9 protein-coding genes are annotated in these 16,082 nt (G+C 33.4%); 8 read left to right on the top strand and 1 reads right to left on the bottom strand.

Annotated features, from left to right (window positions below):
* From B6S12_RS09535 to nrfD, 5 genes are all read left to right on the top strand, one after another.
* A partial coding sequence (locus tag B6S12_RS09535; protein ID WP_111230559.1) for a two-partner secretion domain-containing protein occupies positions 1-2,978 on the top strand: 2,978 nt, incomplete at its 5' end.
* A 904-nt stretch (positions 2,979-3,882) separates the two neighbouring features.
* Positions 3,883-5,184: a flagellar protein export ATPase FliI gene (fliI, locus tag B6S12_RS09540; protein ID WP_111230560.1), complete on the top strand. Its 1,302-nt coding sequence runs from the start codon at positions 3,883-3,885 to the stop codon at positions 5,182-5,184.
* Between the two features lie 238 nt (positions 5,185-5,422).
* On the top strand, positions 5,423-7,717 hold the full coding sequence (gene phsA, locus B6S12_RS09545) for a thiosulfate reductase PhsA (protein WP_245892645.1): 2,295 nt from the start codon (positions 5,423-5,425) through the stop codon (positions 7,715-7,717).
* 9 nt (positions 7,718-7,726) lie between these two features.
* A complete protein-coding gene (locus tag B6S12_RS09550) occupies positions 7,727-8,293 on the top strand; it encodes a 4Fe-4S dicluster domain-containing protein (RefSeq protein WP_111230561.1) in 567 nt (188 codons plus the stop codon).
* Entirely contained in the window at positions 8,290-9,249 is a 960-nt protein-coding gene (gene nrfD / locus B6S12_RS09555; RefSeq protein WP_111230562.1) for an NrfD/PsrC family molybdoenzyme membrane anchor subunit, read from the top strand. The genes B6S12_RS09550 and nrfD overlap by 4 nt, the downstream gene beginning before the upstream one ends.
* Before the next feature lie 26 nt (positions 9,250-9,275).
* Here the strand turns inward: nrfD and B6S12_RS09560 are convergent, their stop codons facing one another.
* Positions 9,276-9,809, bottom strand: coding sequence for a phospholipase D-like domain-containing protein (locus B6S12_RS09560; RefSeq protein ID WP_111230563.1), 534 nt, complete (start codon positions 9,807-9,809; stop codon positions 9,276-9,278).
* Between the two features lie 115 nt (positions 9,810-9,924).
* Here B6S12_RS09560 and B6S12_RS11155 point away from each other — a divergent pair, with 115 nt between their 5' ends.
* The 3 genes from B6S12_RS11155 (at position 9,925) to flgE (ending at position 15,577) form a co-directional block, all read left to right on the top strand.
* The gene (locus tag B6S12_RS11155; protein WP_181451028.1) at positions 9,925-11,580 is read left to right on the top strand and encodes a hypothetical protein; all 1,656 of its coding nucleotides are present in this window, start codon (positions 9,925-9,927) and stop codon (positions 11,578-11,580) included.
* A complete protein-coding gene (gene gmk, locus B6S12_RS09570) occupies positions 11,580-12,203 on the top strand; it encodes a guanylate kinase (RefSeq protein ID WP_111230564.1) in 624 nt (207 codons plus the stop codon). Before B6S12_RS11155 ends, gmk begins: the two co-directional genes overlap by 1 nt.
* A gap of 1,061 nt (positions 12,204-13,264) precedes the next feature.
* Positions 13,265-15,577, top strand: a complete 2,313-nt coding sequence (gene flgE, locus B6S12_RS09575; RefSeq protein WP_111230565.1) for a flagellar hook protein FlgE — start codon at positions 13,265-13,267, stop codon at positions 15,575-15,577.
* Positions 15,578-16,082 lie beyond the last annotated feature (505 nt).

The raw sequence follows: 16,082 nt of genomic DNA on the forward strand, positions 1-16,082 counted from the left end.
ATTCTAAAAATCCTTCTATAATTGCAGGATTATTACAAGGAAACAATAATAATGTATTTATTGTAAATCCTAGTGGGGTAATAGTAACAGAGAGTGGAAGTATTAATGCTAATAAGTTTGGTATTTCTACATCTGCTATAGATACAGATACACTTAATGCTTTTAAAGAAGCTAATGAGGATAATACTTTAGCTTCTTTCTCTCCTGTGTTTAAACCTAATGGAGATATTGTTATCAATAAAGGCTCTATTCAAGCAAAAGAAGTCTTTTTAGTAGGTAACAAAGTAGAAATCTTAAATAAAGATGTATCCATTAAAGGAAATACAGATTTAGCAGGTGGCAAAGAATATGCAGATTTAATAGATATAAAAGGCAATGATGTTTATATCAATGGAGATACATTAACAGGAAAGAATATCAATATAGATGTTAAACAAAAAGGAAGCTTTACACAGCATACAGGAGATTATTATAATAAATACAAAAATGACTGGAATTTAGGCAAATACACCTTTAGTGGAGAAGGATTAAAGGATTTTCAAAAGATAGGATATATAGGCTATGAAGATGAGCTAGCCAATAGTCAAAAAAATCAAAACGAATGGATAGGATTTGCAAACTCTTGGAATAAGAGTGCTAATTTTAGAGATATTTTTACAGAATTTAGGCTAATGAGTGATATTAATATGAGTGGTGCAGGTGCAGTAGAACCTGTGGGGTTTTATGATCTTTTTGGAGATCCAAGAAACGCCCCTTTTAACAAAAACTTTAATGGTCTAGGACATACAATTAGCAATATCACAATTATTGCAGATAGTTATTATACAGGATTATTTGGGTATATTGAAGGCAATAATCTAAAAATAGGCAATGTAAAAATTGATGGGTTAGAGTTTGAGTATCAAAATGGATTGCCTAATTTTGTGGGTGGGTTTGCAGGTTATATTGGAGGAGATAACTATAACATTTCAAATATAGCCCTAAAAAATATAGGTGCTATCAAAGCTACAACATCAAATTATGAATTTTATATGAATGGCACTGCGGGTGGCTTTGCTGGCTGGATTGAAGGAGGAGAATTTTCAAACATTGTTTTGAATGGTATAAAAAGTATTGGAGGACGCCTTTATATAGGTGGTTTTGCTGGAAATATTGAAAAAGGTGAGTTTTCAAATATTGCTGTAAACAATATTAAAGAGTTAAGAGGATATGGTGTTGGTGGTTTTGCAGGAGACATTACAGGTAGCAGGGTATCAAGTATATCTATTAACGATATAGAAAAGCTTATAGATGATAGTGAAATAGGTAGTGGTTATGCAGGTGGTTTTGCAGGAGTGATATCAGATGGAGAAATTAAAAATGTTACCCTAAATAATATAGGCAATATTTCAGGGCATACTGTAGCAGGATTTTCAGCCATGGTTGCGAGGAGTTATTTATCAAATATTGCTTTGAATAATATTGGAGATATTACAGGAGGTGCATTTGGAGGTCAAGGTGTAATAGGTGCTGTAGGAGGGTTTTTGGGAAAAGTTGGAGAAACAAAAGTAGAAAATATTGTTATGAATAATATTGGTGCTATTAAATCTAAAGACACTATAATTAGTGTTGGTGGTTTTGTGGGAGAGATTGAGGATGGGAGTATAACTGGGAAGTATAATGAATTTAAAAATATTACAATGTATTTAAATAATTTTGTGGGATATGATGAGGATATTACCTCATATGCTCTTACTGGATTATTTGTGGGTGGCAATTATGTAAGAGATGGTTTTAAGGTTGATAATATAGAGATTAATTATGTAAATAATAATGATGGAGGCACAGGAACAGATAATATTGTTGGAAATGAGGATATTTCTTCGGTAAGCTATTTTAAAATTAATAAACTAGCAAACAACCAAGCCTTGGAAGAGCAAAAAGCTACTTTCAAAGGTTTCAATAATAATGTAGGTAAAGTCTATTGGGATGATAATCTAAAACTGTTTGTAGCATTAGAAGAGGGCAAAGAACTTTTCTACAAAGAATTAGATGATGGTAAATCTATAATGTATGCTAAAAATGCAGATGGAACAATAGGAGATAAAAACTCTAATATCATCTTCAATGATAAAACTAATTCCTTTGAATTAAAAAAAGACTCTTCTAGCACTTATCCTAAAGATGAAATCAATATTCCAACCAATAAAGGAGAGTTAAGTAAAGTAGATTTAAAAGAAAGCGACTTTAGCAAAGAAATCCTAAATCAAATACTAGGTGATTTAAGTCTTGATTTATTAACACAAGATGCAGAAACTATTAAGCAAACTTTAGAATTCTTATTAGCCTTTATAGGAGAAGATGGTTTGTTAGTAAAAGGCTTATTTACAGAAGAGTATAAGCTAACAGATAATAATGTAGGCTCTAAATTGGAAAAAAATTTAGAAACTATCATTAAAGCTATTAAAGATAGTCAATTAAATGAAAATAGTGATTTATTAAAGTATAGAAATGATTATCTAGCCTATATCAATGAAAGAAATTTGTATTGGGAAGGATTAAAGAATAATACTTTAACACAAGATCAAATCATTATGCTAGAAAACTCTTTAAAAAGTAAATATGAAAGTTTATTAAAAAGAGAAGCAAGTATCTTAAAAATTGCAAATGATTTTATTGCTCTTTTAAATAATACTTTAGAGGTAGATAAAGAATATTCAATGTTTGCAAACAATCCATTAAAATTCCAATTAGGCTTAAAAGCAGTAGATGGCTATGAATGTAAAGATTGTGGAAGTGCAGGAAGTGATCCAACCCTCAATGCTCCTCTAAAAGACATCAATGCTTCTATGCTAGATAAACAACAAGTAGTCTTAATAAAACCAGCAGAAGAAGAAAAAGAGGCACTAGATGAAGAGAAAGGAACACTAAATTATAGAACTTGTGTAGTGAGTGAGAACTTTAAGACAAATAATCCTTGTATGGCACAAAGAATATAGAAGAAATTCGTATTCAAGACAGATAATAATAGATGAAAGGATTTTTACAAGAGGCACAACCCATAAAGGTTGCTAACCTCTTGAAAAACCCTTTAAAACTCTTATTCTATACCGTAACTACTAGAATTTATTACATCTTTCCCTTTTTATCTTTCTGCTTTTTAGCCTCGTTTCAAAAATTTTTAAAAAACTCCTAAAGCCTCACTGCCACTACTAGAATTTATTTAATTCTTGTAACCTTAACTTATAAAATTTTAATAATTTCATTGATAATCTCTTGTCATTGCGAAGCTCTTTAGAGCTGAAGCAATCTATCAAACAATCTTTAAAGTAAATCCCTTTGGAGTAAGCATTTAAGAGATTTTAAAAATTATAGGGTTTATAGATATTTATCTAGTCTCACCCTACACATTGCTTAGTAATTTATCCATACTTGCACAACATTTTAAAAAACTCCTAAAGTCTCACTGCTACTACTAGAATTTATTTAATTCTTGTAACCTTAACTTATAAAATTTTAATAATTTCATTGATAATCTCTTGTCTTTGCGAGAGTTCGTAGAGCTCGTGGAAATCTAAATTATGGTTTTGCTTATAAATGGGGATTAATAATGGCAAATAGCTCTCTAGTTTGCTTTGCGATGATAAAATTGTAGATTTATAAATCAAGTTTTTATATTTTTATCAAAATAAATAAAATAAATATTATTTAATTTTTTAAAGCTTATTGTTTTATGGAGTTTGGAAGATGTTTTTGTATTATTTTTAAATAGTATATGAGAAATGTGGAGTTGTTTTGTGCAATAATTTTTAGATAAAAGCTAAGAAAATATAAGTTTTTAGCATATTTGTATTTAGTTTTTTTGTATTTTTTGGTATAGTAAGCCTTAAAAAAAGAGTGTTTATGTCCTTGCAAAATCTTAAAACAAAATTGCAACATTTAAATCTTTCGCCTACCTTTGGGCTTATTGTGCGTGTAGATCAAGGGTTTTTGGTGGCAAATGGATTATCTCCTAGCATTGGAGATATTGTTAAGATTGTGAGTGAATATGGTTCAAGTTTGGGTATGGTTACTTCACTAGAGGAAGGGAGTTTTAAAATCACACCTTTTTCTTTTATTGAAGGCACAAAGGTGGGTGATAAAGTTTATTTAAATACAAAAGGTTTGCAACTTCCAGTGGGTCCTGAACTTTTAGGGCGTGTGATTAACCCTATGGGAGAGCCTATAGATGGTAAGGGAGAGCTAAGAGCACAAGGTGCTATGCCAATTATTAGAGCGCCAATTGCTGCAATGAAGCGGGGAATGATTGATGAAGTTTTTAGTGTGGGAGTGAAAAGCATTGATGGGCTTTTGACTTGCGGTAAAGGACAAAAACTAGGAATTTTTGCAGGAAGTGGAGTTGGAAAATCTACTTTAATGGGAATGATTGTAAGGGGTGCAAGTGCCAAAATTAAGGTAATTGCACTCATAGGAGAGAGGGGTAGGGAAGTTCCTGAATTTGTGGAGAAAAATTTGGGAGGGGATTTAACCAACACAGTCTTGATAGTAGCTACAAGCGATGATTCCCCTCTAATGCGTAAATATGGGGCTTTTGCTGCAATGAGTGTGGCAGAGTATTTTAAGGCTAAGGGTGAGGATGTGCTTTTTATGATGGATTCTGTTACGCGTTTTGCAATGGCACAAAGAGAAATTGGACTAGCATTAGGAGAGCCACCTACAAGCAAAGGTTATCCGCCCTCGGTGCTAACACTCCTTCCGCAACTAATGGAGAGAGCAGGAAAAGAAGAAGGGCATGGATCTATTACTGCTTATTTTACGGTGCTTGTAGAGGGTGATGATATGAGTGATCCTATAGCCGATCAAAGCAGGAGTATTTTAGATGGGCATATTGTGCTTGATAGAAGCCTTACAGATTTTGGGATTTATCCTCCTATTAATATTTTAAATTCAGCTTCAAGACTTATGGGCGATGTGGCAAGTAAAGAACATATTGAGGCGGCTAGAAAGTTTAGGAGACTTTATTCTATGCTAAAAGAAAATGAAGTTTTAATCCGCATAGGAGCTTATCAAATGGGAAATGATAAGGATTTAGATGAGGCAATTTCTAAAAAAGAAGCAATGGAAAATTATTTAAAACAAAATTATGATGAAGCACTTCCTTATGAAGAAAGTGTGAAGTTGCTTGTAGAAATTATGAATTCTTAAGGAAAATAATTTAACTAAGATTTGTATTTTTAGAAAGTCACTAAAACCAATATGGGTAAAAAATACTCTTAATAGAATTTTCTTCTTTTCTCCCCAAAAGCGATTTTTACAAAAATATAAAAAAATATATATTCATAAAATTTTTATAAATTTAAAAGGAAAATTTTATAGATTTTATTACAAAAGGTAAATATAGTAGTAAAATGGTAAATGAAGATTAAACAAAAAGGAGGGAAAATTGAGTATTCAATCTAATATTAATAGACGCGATTTTCTTAAAGGAGTTGGAGCCACTTCTGTTGCCTTAAGCATTCCTGGAACTTTGGGTGCTTTTAGTGGTAAGTTGGAGGGTTCTTCAAAATTTGTTCCAAGTATTTGTGAGATGTGTAGCACTCGCTGTCCCATTGAAGCGAGGGTAGATACACTAAAAGAGGGGCAAAAAGTTTTTATTCAAGGGAATCCTTATTCTTCTAGCACAGGTGGTGCAGTTTGTGCTAGAGGGGGTTCAGGGACTAATCAGCTTTTTGATCCTAATCGTCTTGTTAATCCTATTATGCGAACAGGCGAGAGAGGAGAGGGGAAATGGAAAGAGATTTCATGGGAAGAAGCCTATGATTATATCTCTAAAAAGCTCAATGAAATTAAAGAAAAATATGGTGCTAAAAGTGTAGCTTTTGCTTCTAAGAGTGGTCCAGAGCAGACTTTTTTAAACCAGTTTGCCTATGCTTATGGGAGTCCTAATATTTTTGATCATGGAAATACATGTCCATCAGGCTATGCGGTGGCACTCACAAGCGTATTTGGCAATGGTTCTATTAGCAGAGATTTTTCAAATTGTAAGTTTATGTTAAATTTTGGACACAATGTCTATGAAGGGATAGTCATAAGCTATGCAAGAGGGGTAACACAAGCTTTAGAAAAAGGGGCTAAGTTAGTTTCGCTAGATCCTAGATTTTCTGTGCTTTCATCAAAGGCAAGCGAGTGGATACCTATCCGCCCTGCAGGAGATACAGCCTTTATGATGGCATTTGTGCATACTTTAATTTATGAAGAACTTTATGATAAGAAGTTTGTAGAAAAATACACAGTAGGATTTGAAAAGCTTAAAGAGAGTGTTAAAAACTACACTCCAGAGGCAATGGAGGGTGAATGTGATGTAAGTGCTACAAAAATTAGAGAATTAGCAAGAGAGTGTGCAAAATATGCTCCACATTCTATGGTGGATTATGGACATAGGGCGACTTTCACTCCAGAAGAAATTGAATTTAGAAGAGCCATTGCTATTGCAAATGCACTTTTAGGCAATATTGAAACTAAGGGTGGATTGTATTTTCCAAAAGCTCCTAAGCTTTATAATAAACTAGCAGGAGAGAGCGTAGCACCAGAATTTAAAGGTTCTATTTTGCCAAAGTTACAAGAGCCTAAAGAACCTAGGATTGATTATGTGGATGTAAAAGAGGGTGAATTTAGCAAAATCTCTAAAACTAGAGGGATTTATTCTAGGGTGTATCAAGCAATTTTGGATGAAAAGCCTTATGCAATTAAAGGGTTAATGATTACGCGTTCTAATCCAGTAATGACAGTGAATAACTCTAATGAGGTAGTAGAAGCACTTAAAAAATTAGATTTGTTTGTAAGTGTGGATGTATATGTCTCAGATACTTCACAATATGCAGATATTATTTTGCCAGAATCTACCTATTTAGAAAGAGATGAGCAGTTTTTGGCTAAAAATGGAAAAAATCCTGGTTATGAAGTGAGGCAAAAAGTTGTAGAACCTATAGGAAACACAAAGCCATCATGGCAAATTTATTTAGAACTTGCTAAAAAAATGGGTTATGAAGAGGCATTTCCTTATAAAGATATGGATGATTTTAGAATGCAACAAGGCTATAATTATCCTGATGAGATGTTTGAGCTAAAACATAAAGGAATGAGTAGCTATGGGATTCCACTTCTTGCAAGAGATAAAGAAAGCATTGCAAAATTTGTAGAAAAATATCCAAACTCTAAAGCAAATTTAGATGGCGATGGAGAATTTAGCGAAGTTTTAAAATGCAAAACCAAAAGTGGAAAAATTGAGCTTTTTGATGAAACTTTAGAAAAAGCTTGTGGCAGAGGTGGATTAACCTATAATAAACCAAATTTAAAAGCAGAAGATGAGTTTTATTTTATACAAGGAAAAGTTGCAGTGCATACGAATGGACACACAATGAATGTGCCATGGTTGAATACATTAATGAGTGATAATGCTGTATGGATTAACCAAAAAGTTGCCGATAAATTAAAGCTTAAAAAAGGTGATAAAATCAAAATAACTAGCAAAGTGGGAAGCCAAATAGCAAGTGTATTGCCTACAATTGGAATTAGAGAGGATACACTTTTTGCTTATTTTGGTTTTGGACATACAAGCAAAAAGCAAAATCTGGCTTATGGGAAAGGAATGAGTGCTAGCCATTTGCTAGAAAATACCATTTCTCCAGTTGCTGGGAATAATGTGCATACTATCGGCGTGAAAATAGAAAAAGTGTAGGGGGTAAAGATGAAATATGCAATGATACATGATATGGAAAAATGTATTGGTTGTCAGGGTTGCACAATCGCTTGTAGAAGCGAGAATGCAATTCCAGATGGCTATTTTAGATTAAAAGTAAAAGTAGATGGACCAAAGGGCGAGTTTCCAAATCTTAGTTTTAATTATGTAAGGCATTCTTGTGAGATGTGCGAACACACTCCATGTGTAACTGTGTGTCCTACACATGCTTCCTTTATGGATGAAAATGGGATTGTGGATATTAATGCAGATGTCTGTGTGGGTTGTCTTTATTGTGTAGTGGCTTGTCCTTATAATGCAAGATATGTAAATCCGCTAACTAATGTGCCAGATAAATGTAATTTTTGCAAGCATACACATTTAAAGCAATATGGAGAGCCAGCTTGTGTTGCAGTTTGTCCTACAGATGCGCTAATCTTTGGGGATTTAGATGATCCGCTAAGTCCTATTTTTAGCTATCTAGCAAATAAGCCATTTGTTACAAACAAACCACACTTAGGCACAAAACCAAAATTATTTGTTGTGCCAAATAAAAAAGGAGGAGTAGTATTATGAATGAGATATGGGGACCAGATAGTGCAGCAATCATTTGGCATTGGCCTATTGCACTTTATTTGTTTTTAGCAGGACTTAGTAGTGGAGCAATGATGACAGCTTTAAGCGTGGAGTGGATGAATCCAAACAAAAAAGCTCCATGGGATGCGTTTGTAAGAGCAGGTGTGCTAATAGCTCCTTTTAGCATTATTATTGGTTTAATTATTCTAATTTTTGATTTAACTAAACCGCTAAATTTCTACCAACTTCTAATTACTTATAATCTAAAATCAGTAATGTCTTTAGGAGTGCTTTTGCTTTTATTTTACACTCCACTTTCTTTAGTGTATGCAGTGATTAGATTTAGAGGAAGTTTGGAGCAAAGTTTTTTAGGCGGGATTGTTAAAATCTTTAGTCCGCTTTTAAGCTTTTTAGAGAGAAACTCTTTATGGTTTGGAAGATTGGTTTTTGCATTAGCAGGAGGCGTTGGGGTTTATACAGGATTCTTGCTTTCTGCAATCCAAACTTTCCCACTTTATAATAGTCCTATTTTACCTATTTTATTCCTAGCTAGTGGGCTTTCAAGCGGAATTGCAGCTTGTATTTGCTTTGGGCTTATATTTTTTGAAAAAGAAGTTTCAAAAGATACTACAAAATACCTTTTAACAATGGATTTAAGGGTGATACCTATTGAATCTTTATTGCTTTTTGCACTTTTTGTAGGGCTTTATTTTCAAGGCGGTGAAAAAGCAGTTGCTGCTATTGCATCTTTAACAAGCGGAAATTGGGCGGGTATTTTTTGGATTTGTGTGATTGGATTTAGCGTTGTAATCCCAAGTGTGATTGCATTAACAGCACTTAAAAATCACGCTTATAAAGTTAATTTCATACTTTTAAACTCCATTTCTATTATGATTGGTGTATTTGCTTTAAGAATGTATATTCTTTATGCAGGGCAAATTTATCTAGGAGTATAAATAAGCTAGTATTTTTACTAGCTTATTTAGTATTTTTGACATTTTAAAAACATATCTTTAAAAGCGATATTGGCTTTTTTAATAAAATCTTTATCATTTAGAAGAAGTAAGGTTTCATAATTGGTTTCAAAGGCACTTTTAGACCAGTTAGCCGAACCTAAAATCAAAGTTTTATCGTCAATAATTGCCATTTTTGTGTGCATTAATCCAAAATATTTTCCATTTTTAGAACGCAAACCACTTAGGGTGCAAGCTTCTATATTGTTAAGTTTTGCAAGATAGCCTAGTGTGGATTGTGTAAGATCTTTGTTGGCAGATTTATCATATACAATCCTTACCTTTACTCCTCTTTTTGCGGCATCTCTAATGGCTTTACTAATTTCTCTATTGGTAAAACTATAAATGGCGATATCTAAAGTTTTATGGCTATTTTTAATATTAAAAAGAATGGCAGAAATTGCCTTTTTTTGATCTTGTGGCATAAAATAGAGCTCTTTTGCAAAAAGTGGCAAATGAAAAAGTAAAAGAAAACTATTAAAGAGGAAAAATTTTCGTAACATTTTTGTAGTCCTTGTCAATATGTAGTAATAAATGCTATAATTTTAACACTTGGTGTATAAAAACTCAATCAGTTTGTTGCATTAAATATAAAAACCTAATTTTAAGGAATTTGCAATGAAAGTGTATTTGGTAAATAAGAATCCTATTATCACAAAGTTGGTGGCATTAAGTGCTTCTAAAGCACATTTGGAGCTAATACAATCTGAAAGCATTGAAGTAGAAAAAGAAGCAGGTATTTTACTTGTAGATGATGAAAGTTATGATGAGGAATTGTTTTTAGCCTATAAACAAGCTTATGAGGATATTAAAACTGCATTTTTTTACTCTAAATCAGGGGAGAGGGTAGAAGGGTTTAATGAATATATTCAAAAACCCTTTTTGCCTACAGATTTATTTAATGTATTAAATTCTTTTACGGGCGGATTTGAATTTGCAAAAGAAAATTTACTAGAAGCTAAAGAAACGCAAAAAGAGGAAAAAGAGGAATATGAAGATATTGTAGAAATGGAAAAAGAACAAGAAGCAGATTTTAGTGAAAGCGATTTTGTAGCTCAAGAGGAAAATCGGGACAATAAAGAGCAAGATAGCAAAGAGAGTGTTTTGGATTTAGATGAAATCAATACTTTAAAAGAATTGCTAGATGAAAAACCACAAGGGGATTTAGAAGAAAACTCTTTAGATATAGAGAAAATGGAAGAAAAAAAAGAAGAAGTAGAGGATTTTTCTTTGGATGAATTTGGAATTGAAGAAAATCAAAACCCCTCTGAAGCTAAAGAAGAAGCAGATGAAGATTTTGATCTTGATAAACATTTAGAAGGGTTGCTAGATGAAAGCAGTGAGACAAAAGAGGAAGCAAGCTTTTTGGAAGATGAGAATATTTTAGAGAGTAAAGAAAAAGAAGAACAAGCACCTAAGGATAAAGAGGAAGAGGAACTAGCGGATTTAGGCTTTGAAGAGGGTGTGGAAGAAAATGCAGAAGAGAAAGTAGATGATTTAGAAGAGCTTTTAGAGGGGATTGATAGTTTTGATGAAGCAAAATTAGAAGAAGGAGAGCTGGCTAAAGAAGAAATATCCCAAGCTTTAGAAGAAGATAGCAAAGAGCAAGATTTGGGAGGTAGCGAGGGACTAGAAGATTTTAACCTAGATGCTTTAGATGAGTTACCTATGCATAATCTAGAGGAAGAAGAAACAAACAAGCAATCACAAGAGCAAAAAGAAAAATTTACACTAGAAGATTTAGGCGGTATAGAAGAAGCTTTAGATAATAATCAAGAAGATAGTTTGCAAGAGGAAATAATAAAGCAAGAAGTGTTTAGCAAAGAAGAGGCATTAGAATTAGAAGAAAGCAAGCAAGAAGAAGTTCAAGAAGAAGTTCAAGAAGAAGTTCAAGAGGAAGTTCAAGAGGAAGTTCAAGAGGAAGTTCAAGAGGAAGTTCAAGAGGAAGTTCAAGAGGAAGTTCAAGAGGAAGTTCCGGCTCAAGAAATTCAAAAAGAGGTAGTGCAACAAGATTTTTCAGGAGAAGAAGATTTTAGTGCTTTGAGTTTAGAGGGATTAAGTGAAGCTTTAGGAGAGCCTATTGCTAAAGAGCCAAATATCACCCCTATCGTGCCTCAAAATGAAGAGAAAAAGATTAGTGGAGATTTGCAAGTAAATTCTATAGAATCGCTTATGGTGGCCTTGCAAAGTCTTCAGACACAGGGATTAAAGGAGCTTCTAAGTGGAGCTACAATTAATATTAGCATCCAGTTTCCTAAAAAAGAGCAAGAATAATGGGGGACATCAAACAAAAGGGAGCAATCTTAATTTTATCAGGACCAAGTGGAGCAGGGAAAAGTTCTCTGTATAAAGCTTTAGCAAAAGAATTTCCTAATCATTATTTTTCTATCTCATCTACCACTAGAGAGAAAAGAGAGGGTGAGATTAATGGAGTGCATTATCACTTTATTAGCCAAGAGGAATTTAAACAGGGTATTGAAGCAGGCAATTTTTTGGAATGGGCTAAAGTGCATGGAAACTATTATGGAACTTCCAAAAAAGAGGTGCTAGAAGCATTATCGCAGGATAAACTCGTTGTTTTTGATGTAGATGTGCAAGGACAGGAGAATATTATTAAAACCTTTGGCAAAATAGCCACCTCTGTTTTTGTTACCACTAAAGATAAGAAAACGCTTCAAGATAGGCTAATAGCAAGAGGTAGCGATACATATGAAGTGATAGAAAAACGCTTGGAAAATGCCTTTTTTGAAATGGAAAAAATACAAAAATTTGACTATTTAATAATTAATGAAGATTTGGAAACGGCTACAAAAGAGCTTCTAAGCATTGTTAGAGTTGCATTCTGCAAAAGTGGGCTTTATGATTTGAAAAATCTTTTACAAAAATGGAACTCTTAGGATTATTTAAAATAAGTATATTCTAAGAGTAAAGATAAACTGCAGATTACTTTTTATATTTGCCTAAGTAGTTCCTAGTTTTATGAAACTTTGTAAGTGGTTGTGGTAGTCTAAAGAGTTGCTTTAATATTTTTGGTCGCTCTTTTAGATTGCTTTGGCAACAAGTTGCCTTGCAATGACACATAGGAGAATTTGCAATGATACATTTCCACCTTGTCATTGCAGGCAAAGTAAAGCATAGTGTGGTAGTCTATAAGAATATTAAAATTTTTAGCAACTCTTTATAGATTGCTATGGTGATTATATTGTTTTGCAATGACAGATAAAACATTGTAGGGTAAAAAATAGAATTCTTTAGTTCTAGAGAAGTTTTACAATAGCATTTTGTTCGTCTATTGGATGAGAGCGAAATATCTTTGTTTTTGGTATTTGTTGAGTAAAATTTTAGAAATGTAAAAATAAAGTCTTTAGGATATAAATTGTTTTACTCCTTGTTGGGCGATATCTTCTTATCAATGCAAAAGTGTAGTTTGTGGTAGTCTATAAGAATATTAAAATTTTTAGCAACTCTTTATAGATTGCTATGGTGATTATATTGCATTGTAATGGCAGAGGAGAATTTGTAATAATACTTTCTTATGTCATTGTGAAACTTTGTAAGAAGCTGTGGCAGTCTAGGAGTTGCTTTGTAAGGTATGTTATTGAGAATGTCTAGTTTTTTTGGTTGTTTTTTAGATTGCTTTGTTGGCTATGTCTCCTTGCAATGATAATGTGGAGCTTACAAAGGTGACTAGGGCAAAGTAATTGCTTAGCAGTTAAAACTTCTTGCAATGATAAAAAAGAGTTAAACTTTTAAAATGGTAAGATAAAACTTCTTTATTAATTCTTTATAAAGAGTGTCTAGGCCTTTAGAATGCAATGATGATGTAACAAGATAAAATTTTTATTGATAAAATCGCATAAAATCAAGATTTTTACAAAGCATTGGGAATAAAAATTCTAAAAAGTGGAACAATATTTGCTTTAAATTCTTGTAAAAATATTTCTACAAAGGATTTAAGATGTTAAGGTCTTTATGGTCTGGTGTAAGCGGTATGCAAGCCCATCAAGTTGCATTAGATGTTGAATCAAACAATATTGCTAATGTTAATACGAATGGTTTTAAATACTCAAGAGCAGATTTTTCAACGATGATTAGCCAAACCAAACGCGGAGCAACTATTCCTTATGCAGGATATGGCGGTATTAATGACTACTCTGTAGGACTTGGAACAGGCATTGAAACAACTACCAAAGTTTTCTCACAAGGTTCTTTGCAAAATACAGATAGAAAAAACGACTTAGCTTTAAGCGGTAATGGTATGTTTGTCGTATCTAACAATGGTGGCTTTACTAGAATGTATACAAGAGATGGTGCATTCTCATTTGATGCAGTGGGAAATTTAGTAACCACTTCAGGTTTTATCGTGCAAGGTTGGGTGAGAGATCTCTCAAAGCTTGGTTCAGATTGTGGAGGAGATTCTATTAATAAAGTAGATTCTACAGGACCTATTGGCAATATTACTATTGATCCTAGATTGTCTATTCCTGCTAAAATGACTTCAGAGATTTGGGGTAATATCAACCTAACAAGTGGTAATAAAACACAAAATCTCACTTGTCCTAGCCCACTAGATAGCACACCAGGGAACAATTACATTCAAGGTGGCTTAGATAGAGTATATGACTCTAATGATAGGCAAGTAGAAGTAGAACAAGATATTGGAACAATGTTTAGCGATGGTGGGGAAGCGATGAATTTGCAAGAGGGGCAAGGGATTTGGATAAGCTATCAAACTGCCACTTCTAAAGAAATTGCTCTAGGTAGTGCAGCTACACAAGCAGCTGCAGGACCTATTACTACAACAGTTACCATCAACGGTCAGCAAATCACTTGGACAAATGATGCAGATGTTTCAGGTTCTTCTCATCTTCTTGCAGCACAAGTAGCTATTAATAATCTAAAAGATAAAACCGGAGTAGAAGCTTTAGTAAAAGGGGATAGATTAGTTTTACAAAATACTAATCAATTAGATGGCGATGGATCTAATAAAAATATCCGTGCAAGTGGATTTGATAATGGAATCTTTGCTGCAAATGGTGGAGGCGGTGCAGATGGTGGATTTGTGACAGGTGCTGGCGGAGGAATAGGAAATGTTAGTGGCAGTGATACAGTTACTACAGCATTCCAATACCGCTATACAAACCAAACCGATGCAGATTCAAGCTCAGGCAGATTTAGAACAACAGAAGATTTAAGAGCTTTAATGCAAAATGATGCCAATAAAGTAAAACAATTTGGTGGAGATAGTGCAGCAGCTGCAAATGCTATGACAGGAGGAGGTGCTTGGTTTAAGGCTTCTAACTTTAGTGTATCTGTAAAATTAAATAGCAACGGACAATTTGAGATTAATAACAAGCAAGATGGAAAAGTGCAAGGAAATGGTGGAGTAAATGGCACAGAAGCAGCTTATGATAATTTAAATATTTTTGTTTCTGCGTATAGTGATGATTTAAATACTACCAATGTGCTTTTCAAAAATCAAATGAAAGCAATGAATACAGGTGTGCTAGTAGAAGGCGGAAACACAACAACAACAGCAGGTATTAGACAAGCATCCTTTGCACAAACTCTAGAAGTATATGATAGCTTAGGTAACAAGCATGAAATGAAGATTGAGTTTAAAAAAGAGAGTAAAAATCAATGGAGTTGGAGAATTATCGTCCCAGAACCTGCAGAACTCATCGGTGGGACAGCACAGCGTCCAAATATTTTAGAGGGTGGAAGTGTAACCTTTGGTGAGCAAGGAGAGCTTTTAGGATTTAACCCATCTACTATTCAATTTAAGCCAAATACGGGTGCAAAATTCCCTCAAAGTATTGATTTAAACTTTGGAACAGCGGGTGGATATGATGGGCTTACAAGTAATGCAAACGAATCTAATGCTGAGAAAATTAATGGCGATGGATATGCAGCAGGAAGCCTAAAAGACTTCTATTTTGATGCAACAGGAACAATGATAGGAAACTTTAGTAATGGTGTGAATTTAGCTTTAGCACAAGTTGCAGTTGCTACATTCCCAAATTATGAGGGCTTGCAAGAATCAGGAAGCAATCTCTTTGCAGAATCACCAAACTCTGGAGATCCTACCTTTGGAACTGCTGGAAGTGGAGGAAGAGGTGAGATACAAGCTTCTAAGCTAGAGATGAGTAATGCGGACTTAAGTAGAGGTCTTACACAGCTTATCGTGGTGCAAAGAGGTTTCCAAGCAAGCTCAAAATCTATCACAACTTCTGATCAAATCTTAAATACGCTTCTAGGATTGAAGCAATAATTTTTAGCAAGAAGTTTTTCTTCTTGCTTTTTTTGTTTTCTCCACAATTTTTTAAGAAACTATTTTATTCTTTTGAAAATTTTAAACTCTTTTTTGTTATTCTAAGGTTTTAGCTAAAGAACTTCCATAAGAAATCCCTAAGGACTTTTTAAATAAATCTATAAGATAAGAATTTAAAAGAAGATTTTCTAAATCAGCGATATTTCGCTTTACCTAATATAATAAAGTAAAGATGTTAATATGTATCATTATAAGAAAGCGGAGGATATCAATATAACAAAATATAATAAAGTAAAGATGTTAATATGTATCATTATAAGAAAGCGGAGGATATCAATATAACAAAGTGAAGTGTCATTGTAAGGCATTCTCCCTCTATCATTGCTAGGAGCTTTAGTGGCGAAACAATCTAAAAAGAATATCCAAAACCCCTAAGCATTCTCATAGATTGCATAACTCTACTTAATTTTATTATTCTACTTCATAGATAAAAAACTATTAATAC

The organism is Helicobacter valdiviensis (assembly GCF_003245365.1).
In the GTDB taxonomy this organism is placed as follows: domain Bacteria; phylum Campylobacterota; class Campylobacteria; order Campylobacterales; family Helicobacteraceae; genus Helicobacter_D; species Helicobacter_D valdiviensis.